The organism is Kitasatospora sp. NPDC127035, assembly GCF_042726075.1.
Classification (GTDB): Bacteria; Actinomycetota; Actinomycetes; order Streptomycetales; family Streptomycetaceae; genus Kitasatospora.
On the sequence record NZ_JBHXDN010000064.1, the window covers coordinates 24,585 to 42,413 of the forward strand.

General features: G+C 75.4%; 14 protein-coding genes. 8 read left to right on the plus strand and 6 right to left on the minus strand.

Annotated elements, in window-relative coordinates:
• Positions 1-34 precede the first annotated feature (34 nt).
• Genes ACFWIC_RS32205 through ACFWIC_RS32215 form a run of 3 tightly spaced genes read left to right on the plus strand, consistent with a single transcriptional unit; the run spans position 35 to position 2,891 of the window.
• The gene (locus ACFWIC_RS32205; protein WP_329881247.1) at positions 35-949 is read left to right on the plus strand and encodes a phytanoyl-CoA dioxygenase family protein; all 915 of its coding nucleotides are present in this window, start codon (positions 35-37) and stop codon (positions 947-949) included.
• Entirely contained in the window at positions 946-1,932 is a 987-nt protein-coding gene (locus tag ACFWIC_RS32210; protein ID WP_329951855.1) for a thiamine pyrophosphate-dependent dehydrogenase E1 component subunit alpha, read from the plus strand. The genes ACFWIC_RS32205 and ACFWIC_RS32210 overlap by 4 nt, the downstream gene beginning before the upstream one ends.
• Positions 1,929-2,891 carry a transketolase C-terminal domain-containing protein gene (locus ACFWIC_RS32215; protein ID WP_329881251.1) on the plus strand — a complete coding sequence of 321 codons (963 nt, stop codon included), beginning with the start codon at positions 1,929-1,931 and terminating at the stop codon, positions 2,889-2,891. The genes ACFWIC_RS32210 and ACFWIC_RS32215 overlap by 4 nt, the downstream gene beginning before the upstream one ends.
• A gap of 72 nt (positions 2,892-2,963) precedes the next feature.
• Here the strand turns inward: ACFWIC_RS32215 and ACFWIC_RS32220 are convergent, their stop codons facing one another.
• Entirely contained in the window at positions 2,964-4,313 is a 1,350-nt protein-coding gene (locus tag ACFWIC_RS32220; RefSeq protein ID WP_380520640.1) for an acyltransferase, read from the minus strand.
• Between the two features lie 251 nt (positions 4,314-4,564).
• Here ACFWIC_RS32220 and ACFWIC_RS32225 point away from each other — a divergent pair, with 251 nt between their 5' ends.
• From ACFWIC_RS32225 to ACFWIC_RS32235, 3 genes are all read left to right on the plus strand, one after another.
• A complete protein-coding gene (locus ACFWIC_RS32225) occupies positions 4,565-6,928 on the plus strand; it encodes an FHA domain-containing protein (protein WP_329881253.1) in 2,364 nt (787 codons plus the stop codon).
• 96 nt (positions 6,929-7,024) lie between these two features.
• Positions 7,025-7,627 (plus strand): hypothetical protein, encoded by a 603-nt coding sequence (locus ACFWIC_RS32230; RefSeq protein WP_329951857.1) that lies wholly within the window; start codon positions 7,025-7,027, stop codon positions 7,625-7,627.
• Between the two features lie 410 nt (positions 7,628-8,037).
• Entirely contained in the window at positions 8,038-9,054 is a 1,017-nt protein-coding gene (locus ACFWIC_RS32235; protein WP_329951910.1) for a serine/threonine-protein kinase, read from the plus strand.
• A gap of 72 nt (positions 9,055-9,126) precedes the next feature.
• Here ACFWIC_RS32235 and ACFWIC_RS32240 read toward each other — a convergent pair whose 3' ends face one another.
• Positions 9,127-10,503, minus strand: coding sequence for a streptophobe family protein (locus ACFWIC_RS32240; RefSeq protein ID WP_380520641.1), 1,377 nt, complete (start codon positions 10,501-10,503; stop codon positions 9,127-9,129).
• Between the two features lie 562 nt (positions 10,504-11,065).
• Here ACFWIC_RS32240 and ACFWIC_RS32245 point away from each other — a divergent pair.
• On the plus strand, positions 11,066-12,370 hold the full coding sequence (locus tag ACFWIC_RS32245; protein ID WP_380364788.1) for a DUF6777 domain-containing protein: 1,305 nt from the start codon (positions 11,066-11,068) through the stop codon (positions 12,368-12,370).
• Positions 12,371-12,442: 72 nt separating this feature from the next.
• Here ACFWIC_RS32245 and ACFWIC_RS32250 read toward each other — a convergent pair whose 3' ends face one another.
• Complete coding sequence (locus ACFWIC_RS32250) at positions 12,443-12,886, minus strand: helix-turn-helix domain-containing protein (protein ID WP_329881258.1); 444 nt, start codon at positions 12,884-12,886, stop codon at positions 12,443-12,445.
• 192 nt (positions 12,887-13,078) lie between these two features.
• On the opposite strand from ACFWIC_RS32250, the gene ACFWIC_RS32255 reads away from it, so the two are divergent.
• The gene (locus tag ACFWIC_RS32255) at positions 13,079-14,374 is read left to right on the plus strand and encodes an MFS transporter (protein ID WP_380520642.1); all 1,296 of its coding nucleotides are present in this window, start codon (positions 13,079-13,081) and stop codon (positions 14,372-14,374) included.
• Here ACFWIC_RS32255 and ACFWIC_RS32260 read toward each other — a convergent pair.
• The 3 genes from ACFWIC_RS32260 to ACFWIC_RS32270 form a co-directional block, all read right to left on the minus strand.
• Positions 14,364-15,350, minus strand: coding sequence for an endonuclease/exonuclease/phosphatase family protein (locus ACFWIC_RS32260; protein WP_380520643.1), 987 nt, complete (start codon positions 15,348-15,350; stop codon positions 14,364-14,366). The genes ACFWIC_RS32255 and ACFWIC_RS32260 overlap by 11 nt on opposite strands.
• Positions 15,351-15,446: 96 nt before the next feature.
• Positions 15,447-17,030, minus strand: a complete 1,584-nt coding sequence (locus tag ACFWIC_RS32265) for an LCP family protein (RefSeq protein ID WP_380520644.1) — start codon at positions 17,028-17,030, stop codon at positions 15,447-15,449.
• Entirely contained in the window at positions 17,023-17,754 is a 732-nt protein-coding gene (locus ACFWIC_RS32270; RefSeq protein ID WP_380520645.1) for a DUF6542 domain-containing protein, read from the minus strand. The genes ACFWIC_RS32265 and ACFWIC_RS32270 overlap by 8 nt, the downstream gene beginning before the upstream one ends.
• Positions 17,755-17,829: the final 75 nt, after the last annotated feature.

Consider the following 17,829-nt stretch of genomic DNA (forward strand, 5'->3'; position numbering starts at 1 on the left):
GCAGCCGCCACGAGAGAAAGAGGAGGCCCCACCCGTGACCACCGCACCCGAGTTCCACCTCACCGAGGCCGAACGCGCTCTGCTGCCCACCCCCGAGGAGGTGGCCGGCTACCTGGAGCACGGCTGGTACCTGTCCCGCCGGCTGTTCAGCGACGAGGAGCTGGACACCCTGCAGGCCGCCACCGAGAAGTACTACGAGGGCCACCGCGACCGCGAGCTGCCCGTCCGCCCGCCGAAGCTCGCGTCCTGGGAGCCCTCGCACGGGCCGATCCAGCGGCACAACGACTACGTGCACTTCGAGAGCGAGGCGATCGGCGCGATCCTGCGCAAGCCGCTGCTCGGTGCCGTCGCCGCGCTGCTCGCCGAGGCCGAGGAGATCCGGGTGTTCCAGGCCACCCTGATCTACAAGCCCCCGGTGCCGGGCGAGCCGAGCAACCAGGTGCCGTGGCACTTCGACAAGCACTACTGGCAGACGTCGAGCTCCGACCGGATGCTCACCGCCTTCCTGCCGTTCCACGAGTGCGGCGAGGAGAACGGCACCATCACCATGGTCGACGGCAGCCACCGCTGGCAGGAGCTGCCCTCCGGCGAGGACTCCACCCGGCACTTCGCCGACCGCGACCGCTCCGAGCTGGACGCCATCCTCGACGCCAACGCCGCGCACAACGGGCAGCAGGTGCGGAAGGTCCCGATGCACATCCCGCGCGGGCACGTCAGCTTCCACCACTGCCGCACCTACCACGGCAGCGGCCCCAACCTGGCGTCGTTCCCGCGCCGGGCCGTCTCGCTGCACCTCCAGGACGGCGCCAACGAGTACCGCGGCGCCACCCGGCCGGACGGCGGGACCGTGGTCTACAACCACGACGTGGTGGTCCGCCGCACCCCCGACGGCCGGCCCGACTACGCCGACCCGGACATCTGCCCGACGGTCTGGCGGGGAGACCTGTGACGGGGACCGCCGCCCTCGACACACCCGAGCAGCGGTACCGGATGCTGCGGCTGATCCGCTCCTTCGAGGAGCAGGCGCTCGGCCTGGTCAAGTCCGGCGTCATCACCGGCGGCATCCACCCGTACATCGGACAGGAAGCCGTCGCGGTCGGCGTCTGCGCCGCGCTGGCGCCCGGCGACCGGCTCACCTCCACCCACCGCGGCCACGGTCACGTGCTGGCCCGGGGCGTCGACCCGGCCCGGCTGCTGGCCGAACTGGCCGGCCGGGTGGACGGGTTGAACCGGGGCCGGGGCGGCTCGATGCACGCCGCCGACCTGCGGCTCGGCATCCTCGGCGCCAACGGCATCGTCGGCGCCGGCGCCCCGATCGCGGTCGGCGCGGCCTGGGCCGCACGGCAGGCCGGCGAGCCCACGGTGGCGGTCGCCTTCTTCGGCGACGGCGCGCTCAACCAGGGCGTGCTGCTGGAGTCGTTCAACCTGGCCGCGATGTGGCGCCTGCCGGTGCTCTTCGTCTGCGAGAACAACGGCTACGCCACCACCCTGCCCGCCGAGACGGCCGTGGCCGGCAGCGCGCTCGGCCGCGCCACCGCCTTCGGCATCCAGGCCGCCGCGGTCGACGGCATGGACACCGAGGCGGTCCGGACCGCCGCCGAACAGGCGGTCGCCCGGGCCCGGGAGGGCGGCGGACCGGCGTTCCTGGAGTGCCGCACCTACCGGTTCGAGGGTCACCACACCATGGAGCGCCGGATGAAACTGAACTACCGGTCCGCCGAGGAGGTGGACGCCTGGCGCGAGCAGGACCCGCTCCCCCGGGCCGCCGCCGCGATCGGCGCCGACCGGGCGGCCGAACTCGACGCCGAGGTGACCGCCGAGCTGGCGGCGGCCGAGCGGTTCGCGCTCGACTCGCCGCACCCGGACCCGGCCGGCGCGGCCGACCACCTGTACGCCTCCGGGCTGCGTCCCCGGGCGGGGGCGGTGACATGACCCGGCTCTCCTACACCAAGGCACTCAACCGGGCGCTGGCCGACGAGCTGGCCGAGGACCCGGCGGTCTGCGTGTTCGGCGAGGACATCGGCGCCGGCATGGCCGGGCCGACCCTCGGGCTGCTGGACCGGTTCGGGCCGGAGCGGATCGTCGACACCCCGCTCTCCGAGCAGGCCTTCACCGCGATGGCCGTCGGGGCGGCACTGGCCGGGCGGCGGCCGGTGCTGGAGTTCCAGATCCCCTCGCTGCTGTTCCTGGTCTTCGAGCAACTCGTCAACCAGGCCCACAAGTTCTCGCTGATGACCGGCGGCCAGGCGAGCGTCCCGCTGACCTGCCTGGTCCCCGGCTCCGGCTCCCGGGACGGCTGGGCGGGGCAGCACTCCGACCACCCGTACAGCCTGTTCGCGCACGCCGGGGTCAAGACGGTCGTGCCGGCCACCCCGACCGACGCCTACGGGCTGCTGCGTTCGGCGGTCCGCGACCCGGACCCGGTCGTGGTCTTCGCCCCCGCCGCCGCCCTGCCGGTCCGGGAGACGGTCACCTGGGAGCTGGCACCGATCCCGCTCGGCACCGCCCGGGTGCACCGGCCCGGTACGGACGTCACCCTGGTCGCCGTCGGCCACCTGGTGCACGACGCGCTGGCGGTCGCCGAGGAGCTGGCCGACGAGATCTCGGTCGAGGTCCTCGACCCGCGCACGCTGTACCCCTTCGACTGGCCCGCACTCGGCGAGTCGCTGGAGCGCACCGGGCGGCTGGTCGTGATCGACGACTCCAACCGCAGCTGCGGCATCGGCGCGGAGGTCCTGGCCACCGCCGCCGAGGAGTTCCGGCTCATCGCGCCACCGCGACGGGTCACCCGTCCGGACGGCACCGTGATGCCGTTCGCACCCGCCCTCGACCGGGCCCTCCAGCCCGGCCGGGAGCAGCTGCGGCACGCGCTGCGGGCCGTCATGAAGTAGGCGTCCGGGCGACCCGGACACGGTCGGGCAGGATGCGGAGCGGGGGCGGCCACGGTGGCCGCCCCCGCTTCGTCACACCACCTTGGGTACCGCCCCGAGCAGCGCCGGCAGCTCGTCCGCCGGGTCGCGGAAGCGGTGCAGCGCGGCCCGGCCGGCGTCTCCGCGCAGCTTCGCGGCCAGCCGGGCCGGAAGCACCACGGTGGTCAGCAGGCCGGTCCCGTGGAACCCTTCGACGCTCCAGGAGACCCACGGCAGCGGATAGTTGGCGGTCGGGCTGAAGAACACCGGCCGCTGCCCCTGGAAGCTCACCTCGTACAGCCCGAAGCGGCTCCAGTTGGAGAAGCTGAACCGGCGGTGCTCCGGGTCGAAGCCGAGCGGGACGCACTCCTGCAGCCGGGGGCGCCCCAGCTCCTCCAGGAAGCGCAGGTTGGACCGCAGGTTGAGGTGCTGGTCGGCGTAGCCCAGCACGGCCGAGCGCAGCGCCCCGGCGAGCACCGCCGGGCCGTCCGCGGGGGCGTACGGCAGGTGGATGTCGCCGAGCAGGTTGCCGAGCAGGGAGTCCGGCAGGCCGAGCGGCCGGCGCACGTTCACCGGGACGGTCAGCGTGCGCGTCTCGGTGTCGCCGTCCAACTGCCGCACGGTGTGCACCACCTGGGCGCAGACGGCGTCGCCGCCCGAGACCCGCAGGCCGGCCGCGGCGCTGAACTCCTCGCGCATCCGGGCGATCTCGGCGTCGCCGAAGTACAGCTGGACGGTGCGGTTGGCGCGCGGCCCGGCCGCCACCTCGCGGGCCAGCAGTGCACTCTCCTCCGGGCCGGGCAGCCGGAACCCGGGGCTTCCGCAGTCCTCGGCGGGCAGGACCTTGTCGAGCAACGCGTCCTGGTCCTCGACCAGTTCGGCGACGGGCAGTTCCTCGCCCTCGACCGCCGCCGACCAGGCACGCAGCAGCAGCGCGAAGCTCTGCAGGTCGCCGATCGCGTGATGCCAGGAGCAGCCGAGCACGGTGCCGCCGTCGGCGGTCCGGGTGACCCGGACGGTCAGCAGCGGCCCCTTGCCGGCGCGGGCCGCCGGGGCGTCGACCGGGTCGGCCAGATCGGCGCCGGGCAGGGTCACCCGCCCCATCGCCTCGGCGAGCGTGCCGTCGACGCGGTAACTCTCCAGGGGGACACCCGAGTCGTCGCAGACCGCCGTCAACACCCCGTCGACGGTGTGGAGTCGGCCCGCGAACACGGGGATCCGGGCCAGCGCGCGGGCCAGTCCGGCGGCGAGCCGGTCCTCGTCCAGCGCGCGTTCGAAGAAGAACACCACGGAGACCGAGAGGTCGGCGAGCATGGTGTCGACCAGCCCGCAGCGCAGCACCGTCCCCGGGGCCGAACCGGCCCTGACCAGCCGGGTTTCGCTCAACTGTGGCCAGACACTCATGGGTCCATCCCTGGGCTCGCGGGGACAGCCGTGCGGACCACCCGGACGACCGTGCAGATCACTCCCCGAACGATAGGGCAGCGCACCGGTGTTGATCCAGTGGTCCAGTCCAATTCGTGAGAGGCCCGCCCTGCCGGCCGCAGGCCCGGGGGCTGCGGCCGGTCCTGCGGGCAGCTCGCGGCAGCCCGCGGCAGGTCCTCGGCCGGGCCGTGACCAGGCCGAGGACGGCGCCCGGGACTAGACTCCGAACCATGGGAGAGCGCCCAGGCGCGCCCTCGGCGCCGCCCCTGGTACTCGTCACCGGCACGGACTCGCGACTGCTCGACCCGCGCCGGGCGTATCACGTCGGCCGCGACCCGACGAGCGAGATCGTCCTCGACGACCCCCGGGTCTCGTGGCACCACGCCGTGCTGAGCGTCGCCGCCGGCCACTGGCGGCTGGAGGACGTCGGCAGCACCAACGGCACCTACACCGACCACCACCGGATCCGGTCCGAGGACGTCGGCCCCGGCACCCGCCTGCGGTTCGGCAACGCCGCCGACGGCCCGTCCGCCACCTTCGCGGGCCTGCCCGAACCCGCGGCCGGCGAGCGCCCCTCGCTCGTCGCCCCGCAGGCCTCCGGCACCTTCCGCCGGCCGAGCGCCGTCCTGCGGCTGCCCGACCGCAGCGTGCGGATCGGCCGGGCCACCGACAACGACCTCGTGCTCGACGACCTCGTGGTCTCCCGGCACCACGCCGAGCTGCGCACCCTGCCCGGCGGCGGCCACGAGATCGTCGACCTCGGCAGCCACAACGGCACCTACCTCAACGGCCAGCCCGTCCAGCGGGCACCGGTCGGCCCGACCGACATCGTCGGCATCGGCCACTCCGCGCTCTGCCTCGCCGGCGACGAGCTGGTCGAGTACACCGACACCGGCGAGATCTCGCTCAACGTGCAGAACCTCGTGGTCCGGGTCGGCGCCGACCGGCGGGTCCTGCTGGACGACGTCTCCTTCCCGCTCGCCGAGAAGGCCCTGCTCGCGGTGGCCGGCCCCAGCGGCGCCGGCAAGTCCACCCTGCTCAACGCCCTCACCGGGCTGCGCCCCGCCGACGAGGGCACCGTCCTGTACGACGGCCGCGACCTCTACCGCGACTACGCGGAACTGCGCCGCCGGATCGGCCTGGTGCCGCAGGACGACATCCTGCACACCCAGCTGACCGTCCGCCGCGCCCTCTCCTACGCCGCCGAACTGCGCTTCCCCGGCGACACCGCGAAGGAGGAACGGGAAGCCCGGGTCTCCGAGGTGATCCACGAGCTCGGCCTGGACAGCCGGGCCGACCTGGTCATCTCCAGCCTCTCCGGCGGCCAGCGCAAGCGCGTCAGCGTCGCCCTCGAACTGCTCACCAAACCCTCGCTGCTCTTCCTCGACGAGCCCACCTCCGGCCTGGACCCGGGCATGGAACGCTCCGTGATGCAGATGCTGCGCGGCCTCGCCGACGACGGACGCACGGTCGTCGTGGTCACCCACAGCGTGCTCAGCCTGGCCGTCTGCGACCGGCTGCTGGTGCTCGCCCCCGGGGGGCGGACCGCCTACTACGGCCCGCCCGACGAGGCGCTCGACTTCTTCGGGTTCACCGAGTGGCCGGAGGCCTTCGAGGCGTTCGAGAACGAGGACCACGCGGCCTGGCAGCGCCGGTTCCGCGAGTCGCCGCTCTACCGGCGCTACGTCTCCGCGGAGGCGCTGCCCCCCGCCCGGCCCGTACCGCAGGAGCCGTCGGGCGGACAGCCCGGACCGGAGCCCCCGCAGGGCTGGTTCTCCCAGCTGGGGACGCTGATCCGCCGCTACACGTCGGTGCTCGCCGCCGACCGGCTGTTCCTGACCGTCATGATCGCCCTGCCGTTCCTGATCGGCGTGATGTGCCGGGCGATGGCCGGCACCCGGCTCTCCCCGGACAACGCGCTCAACTGCCTGCTCACGCTCTGCATCGGCGGTCTGCTCACGGGCTCCGCCAACGCGGTGCGCGAGATCGTCAAGGAACGGCCCATCTACCAGCGGGAGCGGGTGGTCGGGCTGTCCCGCTCCGCCTACCTGGTCTCCAAGGTGGTGGTGCTGGGCACGATCACGGTGGGGCAGGCCGCCGTCCTCACCGTGGTCGGCCTGGCCGGGGTCGACCTCACCCCGACCCTGCCCAACGGCGTCCAGGTCGAGACCGGGGTCCTGCTGCCACCGCTGGTCGAGCTGATCATCGCGGTCGCCCTGCTCTCCTTCTCCGCCATGATGCTCGGCCTGCTGGTCTCGGCGACGGTCCGCAAGGAGGAGGCCACCATGCCGTTGCTGGTGCTGCTCTCCGTGGTGCAGATCGTCTTCAGCGGCGCCATGCTGAAGCTGTACGCGGTACCCGGTCTGGAGCAGTTCGCCTGGCTGGTGCCCTCCCGCTGGGGTCTGTCCGCGATGGCCCGGACCGTCGACCTGCACGCCGTCTTCCCGACCACGATCACGGCCGACCCGCTGTTCCGGCACGACCGGACCGGATGGCTGTTCGCGCTGGTCATGCTGGTGGCGCTGGCGGCGGCGCTGTCCGTCGCCGTGCTCGCCCTGCTGCGCAGGCAGGAGCCGACGATCATGCGGAAGTAGCGGAAGGAGCGGACGGAGGCGACGGGCGGAGGAACCGGGAAGCAAGGGAAAGCGGCGGAAACAGCCGGGAGACGGACGAGAGACGGACGAGAGCCCATGGACGAGTTCGCGTTCCGCCCCACCCATGTCGCCCCGCCGGACGGCCTGGCCAGCTGGGTCACCCCCGACCCGGCGCAGCCGACCGCCCGGCTCGATCCGCTGCTGCCGGTCCGGCTGATCGCCCGCGAGGGCGACTGGGCACAGGTCCTCTGCTCCAACGGCTGGACCACCTGGGTGGACGGCCGGCTGCTGGTCTCCCTCCCCGGTGTGCCCCCCGGTGCGACCGGCCCGCCCGCCCGCACCGCCGACCCGCGCCCCGCGCTCGCCGAGGTGGAGGGCCGGCTGGCCCGCTACCGCTCGATGCTGGAGGACCTCGCGGCGGGCAGCGCCGACCTGGGGACCTTCCAGGACCGGGCCCGCGGCCTGCGGATCGGCCTGGTCATCGACGGCGAGGCGCTCTGGGTGTACGACCCGGCGCACGACCGCTGGTGCTACTGCGACGGCCTCCAGCTCCAGACGTACACCGCCACCGACCGTCCGCATCCGGCGGCCCCGGCGACGCCCTCGACCCCGGTCCCGCCGATCCCGCCGGTCGCTCCGGTCTCCCCGGCCTCCCCGGACGACGGGACGTACGAACCCACCCGGGCGGTGGAGCTGTGATCCCGCCGGCCGGCCGGCCCGGGCCCACCCCGGACGAGCCGGCACCGGACGAGCCCGGGCCCGAGGCCCGACCCGCGCCCGAGCGCGAACCCGACCGCGGGCCCCTCACCACGCCGAACGTGCCACCGCCCGACGACCCGCCCCCCGCACCCGTGCCGTCCGCGACACCCACGGCCAGGCCCGCACCGACGGTCCAGCCCGCCGCACCGGACGCACCTCCCGCACCGGCCCCGCCCCCGCCCCCGACCGCCGTCGGTGACGACCCCGGTCGCGGCGGCGGCCCCGGTGACGGCCCCGGCAGCACCGGCGGCCCTGCCCCCCGACGCGTCCGCGCCGAGCGGCCCGACCTCCTCGACGACCTCGACGACGACTTCGGGGACGACTTCGGCCCGCCCAGCCTGCCGGCCGGCATGGTCGGGCGCCGGGTCGCCGGCTACCGGCTGGAGTCGGAGATCGGCCACGGCGGCATGGCCGTCGTGTACCGCGCGAAGGACCTGCGGCTCGGCCGCACCGTCGCGGTCAAGCTGCTCGCCCCCGAGCTGGCCCGCAACGAGGTGTTCCGGCAGCGGTTCATCCACGAGTCCCGGGTCGCCGCCGCGATCGACCACCCGCACATCATCCCGGTGTTCGAGGCGGGCGAGGCCGACGGCATCCTGTTCATCGCGATGCGCTACGTCGAGGGCGGCGACCTGCGCGGTCTGATCAAGCGGGGCGGGCCGTTCCCCGTCGACCGGGCGGCCGGGCTGGCCCTGCAGATCGCCTCCGCGCTGGACGCCGCGCACGACCACGAACTGGTCCACCGCGACGTCAAGCCCGGCAACGTGCTGGTCGCCGCCGGCACGGACAGCGAGCACCCCGAGCACCTCTACCTGGCCGACTTCGGCCTCACCAAGAAGTCGCTCTCGCTGAGCGGGCTGACCGGCGTCGGCCAGATCGTCGGCACCCTCGACTACGCCGCGCCCGAACAGATCTCCGGCCGGCCGCTCGACGGCCGCTGCGACCAGTACGGCCTCGGCTGCGTGGTCTTCGAGATGCTCGCCGGGGTGCCGCCGTTCCGGCGCGAGAGCGACCTCGCCCTCCTCTGGGCCCACCTCAACGACCCGCCGCCGACCCTGCGCGACCACCGTCCCGACCTGCCGGCCGCGGTGGACGAGGTGGTGTCCCGGTCGCTCGCCAAGTCCCCCGGGGAGCGGTACGCCGGCTGCCTGCAGTTCGTGGCCGAGCTGCGCGCCGCAGCCACCGTCCTGCCGGGGGCGGGGCCGCCCGCGAGCCAGTGGGCGGCGGCCGGACCGCCGACCCAGGTGGTCCCGACCCACCGGACGGACGCGTACGGGGGCACCGCGTACGGCGGCCCGCACGCGGGTGCCGCTCCCGGCGTCCCGGAGCCGCCCGCCTGGGCCGACCCGGTGGTCCGTCCGCCGCGCTGATCCGCACGCCGGGGTGACCCGTCCCGCCCCGGCGCTCCCGACGGTTCCCGCCCCGGCGCTGCGCTACAGCCGTTACCGCTGCTCGCCGGGCGCCTGCCCCCGGCGCTTCAGCCGGGCCGCCACGAGGCCGCCGAGCCAGCCGGCGACCAGCCCCCACCCGGCGGCCAGCGGCACCGCCGTCCACAGGACGGGGCTGAGCACGACCGTCCCCCCGGTCAGGGCGGCCGCCGGGCCGACCGGATCACCGACCTCCGGGCCCAGGACAGAACTCAGCAGGTCGCCGAGGCCGCCCTCACCGAGGCCGACGCCCAGCACGGAGAGCCCGTAGTCGGCCGAGACGCACGTCCAGACGCCGACCAGCAGCACGGTGACGGCCGCCGCCGCGGCCAGCCGGACGGCGTGCTGCCAGAGCCGGACCCCGCGCGGCGAGCGGTAGGCGGCCAGCAGACCGGCCGCGAACATCAGGACCCCCGCGAGCGGGAGCAGCCACCACGCCCGCGCGTCCTGCTCGGCGAGCGTGCCGAGGCTCACCGTGCCGTCCTGCCCCTCGGGGGTGCGCAGCACGGCGGCCAGCGGCTTGGGCACCGGCAGGCCGAGCGCTCCGCTCAGGTGGCCGTTCCACTCGGCTCCGAGGCCGACGCCGAAGGCGATCCAGACCAGGTTGGGCAGGGCGAGCAGCACGACGGCGGCGATCTCCCGGGGGCTGCCGTTCACGACCGCCGTCCCGACCGCGGCCACCAGGCCGAGCGCCACGTAGCCGAACAGCACCGCCAGCATCGCGAACGCGGCCGGCCGGACGGCCTGTTGGAACGGGACGAGGGCGCGCGGCAGCGGGGCGCGGCGGGACACCGCGAAGGTGATCGCGAGCACGACGAGGAGCCAGAGCAGCCCGAGGCCGAGCGTGGAACCGGGGTCGGCGTGGAAGCCGACCTCGGGCGACAGTCCGAGGGCGCCGCCGAGCTCCTCGACGAGGTCGTTGCCGAGCGGGACGGCGAAGGTGTGCCGGGCCCCCAGGGTGAGCAGGACCAGCGCCACCAGCCAGACCACCGCCGTCCGGGCGGCCCGGCCGACCAGTTCGCCGCCGCCCGCCACGGCCCGGAAACGGAGCTGGCGCAGGAACACCTCGGCCACGGCCAGTGCGCCGACCAGGCCGACCGAGAGCGGCATGGCGGTGATCCCGGCGTCCACCGAGGCGAAGAACCCGGCGCCGCCCTCCAGTTCGACCGATCCGCCGACCGCCAGCACGAGCGCGGCGGCCACCACGTACGGGAAGCCGCCGCCGGGCAGGGCGTCGGCACCGGCCGCCCAGAGACCGAGCGCGGCGACCGCCGCCATCGCGGCGAACCCCGCGGCGACCACCGCGAGCGCGTCCAGCCACCCGCGCAGGGCGCCGGGCGGCCCGGCGGCCCCGGTGGGCCGCCCCGGGTGCGGACGGGCCTGCTGCTGCATGCGGGCCTCCTGACGGCTCCGATCCCCCGCGCCACGACTCCGGACCCCCGCGCGCCTCGCTCCAGGGTGACCCAGGACCGGCCGGCCCGCCCGGCCGCGCCGCGGGCCGTTGCTCCGGACGCCGCGGCGGCGGGTGACCGGGTCGCGGACGACCGGGTCGCGGGTGACGCGGCGGTTGGCGCGGCGGGTGAGACGGCGGGTGACGCGGCGGCCGTGACCGCGGGCGACCACGGCTTGCTGTTGCGACGGATCGGGAGCGGGGGGAGAAATGGATCCCAGTGGCAGGAGCCTCCTGCGCCGACCGGACTCGCCGGCCGCCTGCGAAACGGAGCCCTCGATGAGTTCCCAACCACCTCCGTCCGGCCCGCCCTCGGGACCTCCCTCCGGACCCCCGTCCGGGCCGCTCTCCGGGCCGCCGTCGGGCGGCCGCTCCGGACCGCCCGGACCCCCGTCCGGACCGCCCTCCGGTGCCTCCGGCGGGCCCTCCGGGGGACGTCCGACGCCGTGGTGGCGCTCGGGCCGCAAGGCCGCGCTGGTCGCCGGCACGGCCGTGGTGGCCGTGGTGGCGACGGTGCTGATCGTCAACAACAACGGCGGCGGCAAGCAGGACGACGCCGTGCCGACCGCCAACGAGGTCGCGCTGCAGTCCCCGCAGGACCCGGGACCGGCTCCGTTCACCCCGTCGGTGGAGACCGAGGGCGTCCAGGCCCCGGCGCCGGCCTCGACCCCCGCGCAGCCGGCCACCACCCGAACGGGTGGAGCGGCGACCACCGGAAGCACCGCCGCCGCGACGACGCCGGCCGGCATCCGCAGCGTCGAGGGGACGTCGTCCGGCCTGTACGCGGGCACGATGTCCAAGCCGAACTGTGACGTGGAGAAGCTGGTCTCGATGACGTCGACCGGCGACAGCGGCCGGGCCTGGGCGTCCGCGCAGGGCATCGACCAGTCCGAGAACCCGGCCTACCTGCGGTCGCTGACCCCGGCGTTCCTGCGGGTGGACACCCGGGTGACCAACCACGCGTACAAGGGCGGCGCGGCGGTCGGCTACCAGTCCGTGCTCCAGGCCGGTACGTCGGTCCTGGTGGACGCGCAGGGCGTGCCCCGGGTGCGCTGCGGCTGCGGCAACCCGCTGAAGCCGCCGACGCTGGTGTCCGACGCGAAGTACACCGGCAAGGCCTGGGCGGGCTTCCAGCCGTCCGCCACCGTCGTCGTGGTGCCGGCGCCCAAGCCGGTGACCGAGATCCTGCTGGTGAACGTCGTGACCGGCGGCTGGTTCGTCCGGGTGACCGGGCAGATCGAGATCGTCGACCGGCCCGCCCAGCCGCCGCGCGGTCCGCTGGCGCCGGGTGTCCCGCCGCCGGCCCCGATGACGCCGACCGGACCGTCGGGCTCCGGCTCCTCGTCGACCTCGCCGTCCTCCTCGGGGTCGACCTCGGGGTCCGGTTCCGCGACCGGCTCGGGTGCGACGTCGGGGACGCCGTCGGGTTCGACCTCCGGGTCCACCGGGCCGTCCAGCGGGTCGGCGACCGCCTCCACCGCGACGCCGTCCTCGGGTACGGCGACGGCCTCGACCGCCGGGGCGACCTCGTCCGGGGCCACTCCGTCGAGCGCCTCCACCGGGGCGACCACGTCCGCGCCGCCGACCAGCGCGGCGCCGACGACCGCCGGCGGGACACCGTCGACGGTGACGTCCGCCGCGACGGCGACCACGGCGACCACGACGGCGAGCACCGCCGTCCGGTCGGCCACCGGCACGACCACGACGGCCGCCACCGCCACCGCGCAGCAGACCGCGGCGGTCACGCCGACCTGTTCCACCACGCAGCCGTCCACGCTTCCGCCCTGTCCGACGCCGGAAGCCGGCTGAGCCGACCGGCCGCCGGAGGCCCGCCGTCACCCGCCCCTCGACCGGGCGGGCGACGGCGGGCCTCGTTCCGGGCTACGGCAACAGCACCTCGGCGTCGTCCGGACCGAGCATCCGGCCGTCGGCCGCCCGGACCTCGATCGGGGCGATCGGCGCGCCGTCGACGCGGTCCACCAACCGGGCGCGGGGCTCGTCGCTCTCGAAGAAGTACTGCTCGCCCCACTGGCGCAGCGCCGTGACGACGGGGAACAGCGCGCGCCCCTTCTCGGTGAGCACGTACTCCTGGTAGGGGCTGCCGTCGGAGGCCGGGGCCGTCTCGAAGACCCCGCCGGCGACCAGGCCGGCGAGGCGGGCGGACAGGATGTTCTTCGCCAGTCCGAGGTTCTTCTGGAACTGACCGAACCGGCTCAGCCCGTCGAAGGCGTCGCGGACGATCAGCAGCGTCCAGCCGTCGCCGACGACGTCCAGCGGCCGGGCGACCGGGCAGGACGACTCCTCGTGCGTGGTGCGCCTGGGCACGCGCGCCTCCTCTCACCTGCGGTTCCCTCCGCCCGGGGGCGGGGTTTCACCGTGCAACCCTAACGCGCGACCAGCGGATCCCCATGCGGTTGCTTATTGAAACCAGACTGTGTCAGGGTGGCTCGGTAGCAGATTGAAACCGCATGGGCCCGGCCACGTCCGGGCCCCCGCCCGCCCCCAGGAGCCGTCCACGTGGTCCCTCCCGACACCACCCGCACCACCTGCACCGCCCGCACCGCCCGCACCGCCCGCGGGACCTCCGCTCCGGCCGCTGCCGCGGCCCCCTCCGCACCCGCCCGTCGGCTCTCCCCCGCCATCGCCCTGCTGTTCTCCGTCGCCGGCGGCCTCGCCGTCGCCAACGTCTACTACTCCCAACCGCTGCTCGACCTGATCGCCGACGACCTCGGCATCGGCCGCTCCACGATCGGCCTGGTCGGCACCCTCACCCAGGTCGGCTACGCGGTCGGGCTGCTGCTGCTCGTGCCCCTCGGGGACCGCCTCGCGCCCCGGCCCCTGATCGTCGGCCAGCTCGGGCTCTCGGTCGTGGCGCTGGGTGCCGTCGCCCTCGCCCCCTCCGCGCCGCTGATGCTCCTCGCGTCCATGGCGGTCGGCGTGCTCGCCGTGGTCGCCCAGGTGGTGGTCGCCCTCGCCGCCTCGCTCGCCGACCCCGCCGACCGGGGCCGCATCGTCGGGACGGTGACCAGCGGCATCGTGATCGGCATCCTGCTCGCCCGGACCGTCGCCGGCGCCATCGGCGACCTGGCCGGCTGGCGCGCCGTGTACGTGGTGTCCGCCGTCGCCACCGGCGTCATGGCCGCCGTCCTGGCGGCCGTCGTCCCGGCCGGGCGGCGCCGCCCCGGACGGATCGGCTACCTGCGGCTGGTCGGCTCGGTCTTCACCCTGTTCGCCCAGGAGCCCGTGCTCCGGGCCCGCGCCGGGCTCGCGCTGCTGACCTTCACCGCCGTCACCGTCCTGCTCACGCCGATGGTGCTGCCCCTCGCCGCCCCGCCGTTCGACCTCAGCCACACCGAGATCGGGCTCCTCGGCCTGGCCGGCGCGGCCGGCGCACTCGGGGCGGGCCGCGCCGGGCGCCGGGCCGACCGGGGCCACGCCGAACGGACCCTGGCCATCGGGCTCACCGCGATGCTGGTCTCCTGGCTGCCGGCCGTGCTGCTGCCGCACTCGGTGTGGTGGCTGGTGCTCGCCCTGGTGGTCGTCGACTACGGCCTGCAGTCCGTGCACGTGGTCAACCAGCACCTGCTCTACCGGGTCCGGCCCGAGGCGCAGAGCCGGCTGACCGCCGGCTACATGCTGTTCTACTCGGCCGGCTGCGGCCTCGGCGCGATCGCCTCCACCCTGGTGTACGAGCACGGCGGCTGGACGGCGGTGTGCGGTCTGGGCAGCCTGATCAGCCTGCTCGCACTCGTCCACTGGCGGGTCACCACCCGGCGGCAGCCGGCGGACACCGGTGGCCGCGTCAGCCCGTGACGGCCAGCTCCGCCACCACCGCCCGGTGGTCGGCGCCGCGGACGGTGTGCTCCGCCACGGACACCGCACGCAACCCGTCCCCGTGCAGGACGTGGTCGATCTGGATCACCGGCCACAGGTAGGGGAAGTCCGCGTTGGACTCCGGCCAGGTGGGCGAGCCGCCGCGACCCAGCTCGGCATGGGTGTCGGTGAGACCCGTGCCGAGCAGGTCACGCATCGGCGCGTGGTCGAGGCTCGCGTTGAAGTCGCCCAGCAGGACGGCGTTGCGGGTGGCACCGTCGGCCGCCGCCCGCAGCTCGTCGAAGTCCTCCGCCCAGCGGCCCGCGTCACCCAGCGGGTAGTACGTGTGCACCGCCGTCAGCCGGACCGTCCGGCCGCCGACCGCCACGTCGACGGCCACCTGGTCACGGGCCGCCGCCGAGGCCGCACCGTCCAGCGGGGTCAGCGGGAGCCGCGAGTAGACGGCGGTGTCCCGGCCGGGCCGCACCTCCCGGTACGGCAGCACCTCGGCGATGCCCGCCCGGTCCAGCCCGGCGGCGGCACGCGGGCCCAGCTCCTCGACCGCGAGGACGTCGACCCGCTGCTCACGGACCAGCCGGACCAGATCGGCGGTGTCCACCTGCCCCATGTAGGCGTTGCTGGTCGCCACTCGCAACCGCGGCGCGTCGGCCGGGACCGAACCGCCGTCCGGTACGAACCTCGGGACCAGCCAGCAGAGTTGCACGGCGACGAGCAGCCCGGCGACCGCCACCGCCCACCACGAGCGCAGCGCCAGCAGCGCCCCCAGCACCACGAGCGTGCCGAGCGCCGCGTGCGGCAGGCCGACCACCACGAGCGACAGCGCCGTTCCGTCGTCCCACCCGGCCAGCCGGACCACGACCAGGCCCGCCGGCACCGCGAGTGCGGCGGCGCAGAGTCCCCTCAGCACCCGTCGTACGCGGCCCCACCGGCCCGGGCCCGGCACCGTCCGTCCCATGCGTCACTCCCGCCCCTCGACTCCGTCGGAAGACGCCCCCGGATTCCCGGCGGTTCCCGGGGCGCCCGGACGCGGAGCGCCCCGGCGCCGGGGTCCTCAGTCGACGCAGGGGATGCCACCGGCCCGCACGGCGGGGCCCTGCATGGGCGGTTCGGGGGCGGGTCCGGCGGCCGGGGTGCCCGCGGGTGCCGGTCCGGCGGACGAACCACCGGGCGCGGCGGCGGAGGAGGGGCCGGGCGTCGCGCCGGAGGTGCGGGCGAGCGTGACGACCACGTGACCGGCCGGAGCGGCGGCGGAGGCCGTGGGGGTGACGCCGTAGCGGGCCGCGACCCGCTCGGCCTCGGCCTTCGCGCCGGTGCCGTAGCCGACCGTGGTGGCCTTCGCCCGCCCGGCCGCCGCGCTCCCGGCCGTCCTCCCCGCCGGGTGGCCGAGTTCGGCGAGGGCCTCGGACTCCGCCGACGCGGCGGCGGCACTCACCCCGTAGACGTCGACGGTGGCCCGTTCCTTCGCCGGCGGCGCAGGGGTCTCCGGCGCGGTCGACGTGCCGGAGACCCCTGCGGCGGGTGCCGGGGCCGGGGGCGGCGGCTCGTGGCCGAACAGCTGCCTGACGATCCGCCTGATCTGCTCCGGGTCGACGGTGTTGACCTCCTGGCCGCCGATGTTCTTGAACCCGGTGATCGGCAGGGTGTTGAACTCGACGTTGCCACCGGTCAGGTCGGGCGCCTGCTGCGCGAAGTCCAGCAGGTTCCACCGGTCGTCGATGACCACGTCCTCCTTCACCACGTCGAACAGCCGCTGGAGCTGCCCGAGGTCACCGATGACGCCCTGCTGCTTGAGCTTGTACACGACCGAGGAGAGGAAGGCCTGCTGGCGGTGGGTCCGGTCGAGGTCGCCGTTGGTCAGGTGGTGGCGCTGCCGGACGAAGGAGAGCGCCTGCCGGGCGTCGAGCGAGCTGATGCCGGCGGGCAGCCTGAGGCCGGTGCCGCCGCCCTCGTGGTTGGCGGTCCGGGCCACGATCGGGTCGTCGACCGGGTTGTTGAGGCAGACCTGGATCGGCTCGACCGCCTTGGCGATGTCGTAGAAGCCGATCAGGTTGACCTCGGCGAAGTGGTCGATCGGGACGCCGAGGAACGCCTGCACGGTCTGGACGGTGGCCGACCGGCCCGCCTCCCGGCTCTGCCGCTCCAGCTCGGACCTGGAGAGCCCCCTGCCCCCGAGCCGCTGCTCGGCGGCCCCCTTGGCGATGCCGTACGCCTCCTTGATCTTGTGCATCCGGCCGTCCGCACCGACGGTCTGCACGTAGTCGTCGCGCGGGACGGAGAGCGCCGTCACCTTGCCGCCGTCGGCCGGTATGTGCAGGACGATCAGGGCATTGGTGTTGTACCCGCCGATCTCGCTGGACCCGGCGTGCAGTTCCTCCTCGACGAACTCCTTGGGAAGGTCGTTGCCGTCCATGTCCTTGCGGCTGTCGAGGCCGATGAGCAGCAGGTTGACGGACCTGTCGAGGCGCGGCGGCGCGTTCCTCCGCGCCTCCGCCAGCGCCCCCGACTTGACCATGCCGCCGTCCAGTTGACGGTACTCGTACCAGACGAGGCCGCTCGCGCCGAGCACGGCCGCCGAGACGGTGGCGGCGAGCGCGCGGCCGACGACGGTCAGCGGCCCGGTGCGGGGATCAGCCACGACGGTTCCTCCGGTCGGGAGTTCGGGTACCCCGGGCCCCGGCTTCGCGGGCACCCGCGCCGGAGGGCCGGGCGCCGCCGGGGCGGAGATCAGGGCGCCGATCGGGGCGGGATCCGCGTCTGCGGCGCCGGTCGCGGGCGACCCGGCCGTCCGGGGCCGGGCCGGTGCGCCGGGCGCGGACCGCCCGCACGGCGAGGACCAGGAGCGCGGCCACGGCGGCCGCCCCCATCACGGGGAACGCGCCGACCACCCAGCGCACGGCCGCCGAGGCGAGCGCCTTCCCCTGGTGCGCGTCCCGGTCGGCCAGGTAGGCGGTGGCCACCCGGGACGCCAGCGCCACCGGCGGCGCGGCCGTGACCACCCACCAGCCCCCGGCCCGGCCGCAGAGTGCGGCCGCCGCAGCGGCACCCAGCACGGCTCCGGCCGCGAACAGCGGACCGCCGCCCCCGCCGGCGGCCTCGGCCGCCGTCGCGCCGAGCAGCGGCAGCCCGACCGCCGCCGAGACGGCTGCGCCGGCCCGACCGCGCGGCCGGCGCGACGCCGCCCGCCGTGCCTCCCGCCGCGCGACCGCCCGGTGACCACCGCCGGTCCGATCGGCCCGGCCGTCCCGCGCGCCCGCGGTGTCCTCCACGCCCGCCGCATCCGGGCGTCGGGCCGTCCCGGCGGTGCCGCCGGAGCGCGTCCCCGCCTCCCGGTACGAGGTCCCCGCCACCTGTCCGGCCATGACCCACACCCCTTCCGCCGCGTCCGCGAGCCAACTTCTACAATCCTGTAGAACTGACCTGGAGCATACAAACCC

Bases quoted from the DNA above. Each gene is read 5' to 3' on its own strand.
- ACFWIC_RS32260 (WP_380520643.1), bottom strand. From the start codon at position 15,350: ATGGGACGGACGGTGCCGGGCCCGGGCCGGTGGGGCCGCGTACGACGG.
- ACFWIC_RS32220 (WP_380520640.1), bottom strand. From the start codon at position 4,313: ATGAGTGTCTGGCCACAGTTGAGCGAAACCCGGCTGGTCAGGGCCGGT.
- ACFWIC_RS32215 (WP_329881251.1), top strand. From the start codon at position 1,929: ATGACCCGGCTCTCCTACACCAAGGCACTCAACCGGGCGCTGGCCGAC.
- ACFWIC_RS32235 (WP_329951910.1), top strand. From the start codon at position 8,038: ATGGTCGGGCGCCGGGTCGCCGGCTACCGGCTGGAGTCGGAGATCGGC.
- ACFWIC_RS32240 (WP_380520641.1), bottom strand. From the start codon at position 10,503: ATGCAGCAGCAGGCCCGTCCGCACCCGGGGCGGCCCACCGGGGCCGCC.
- ACFWIC_RS32225 (WP_329881253.1), top strand. From the start codon at position 4,565: ATGGGAGAGCGCCCAGGCGCGCCCTCGGCGCCGCCCCTGGTACTCGTC.
- ACFWIC_RS32230 (WP_329951857.1), top strand. From the start codon at position 7,025: ATGGACGAGTTCGCGTTCCGCCCCACCCATGTCGCCCCGCCGGACGGC.
- ACFWIC_RS32270 (WP_380520645.1), bottom strand. From the start codon at position 17,754: ATGGCCGGACAGGTGGCGGGGACCTCGTACCGGGAGGCGGGGACGCGC.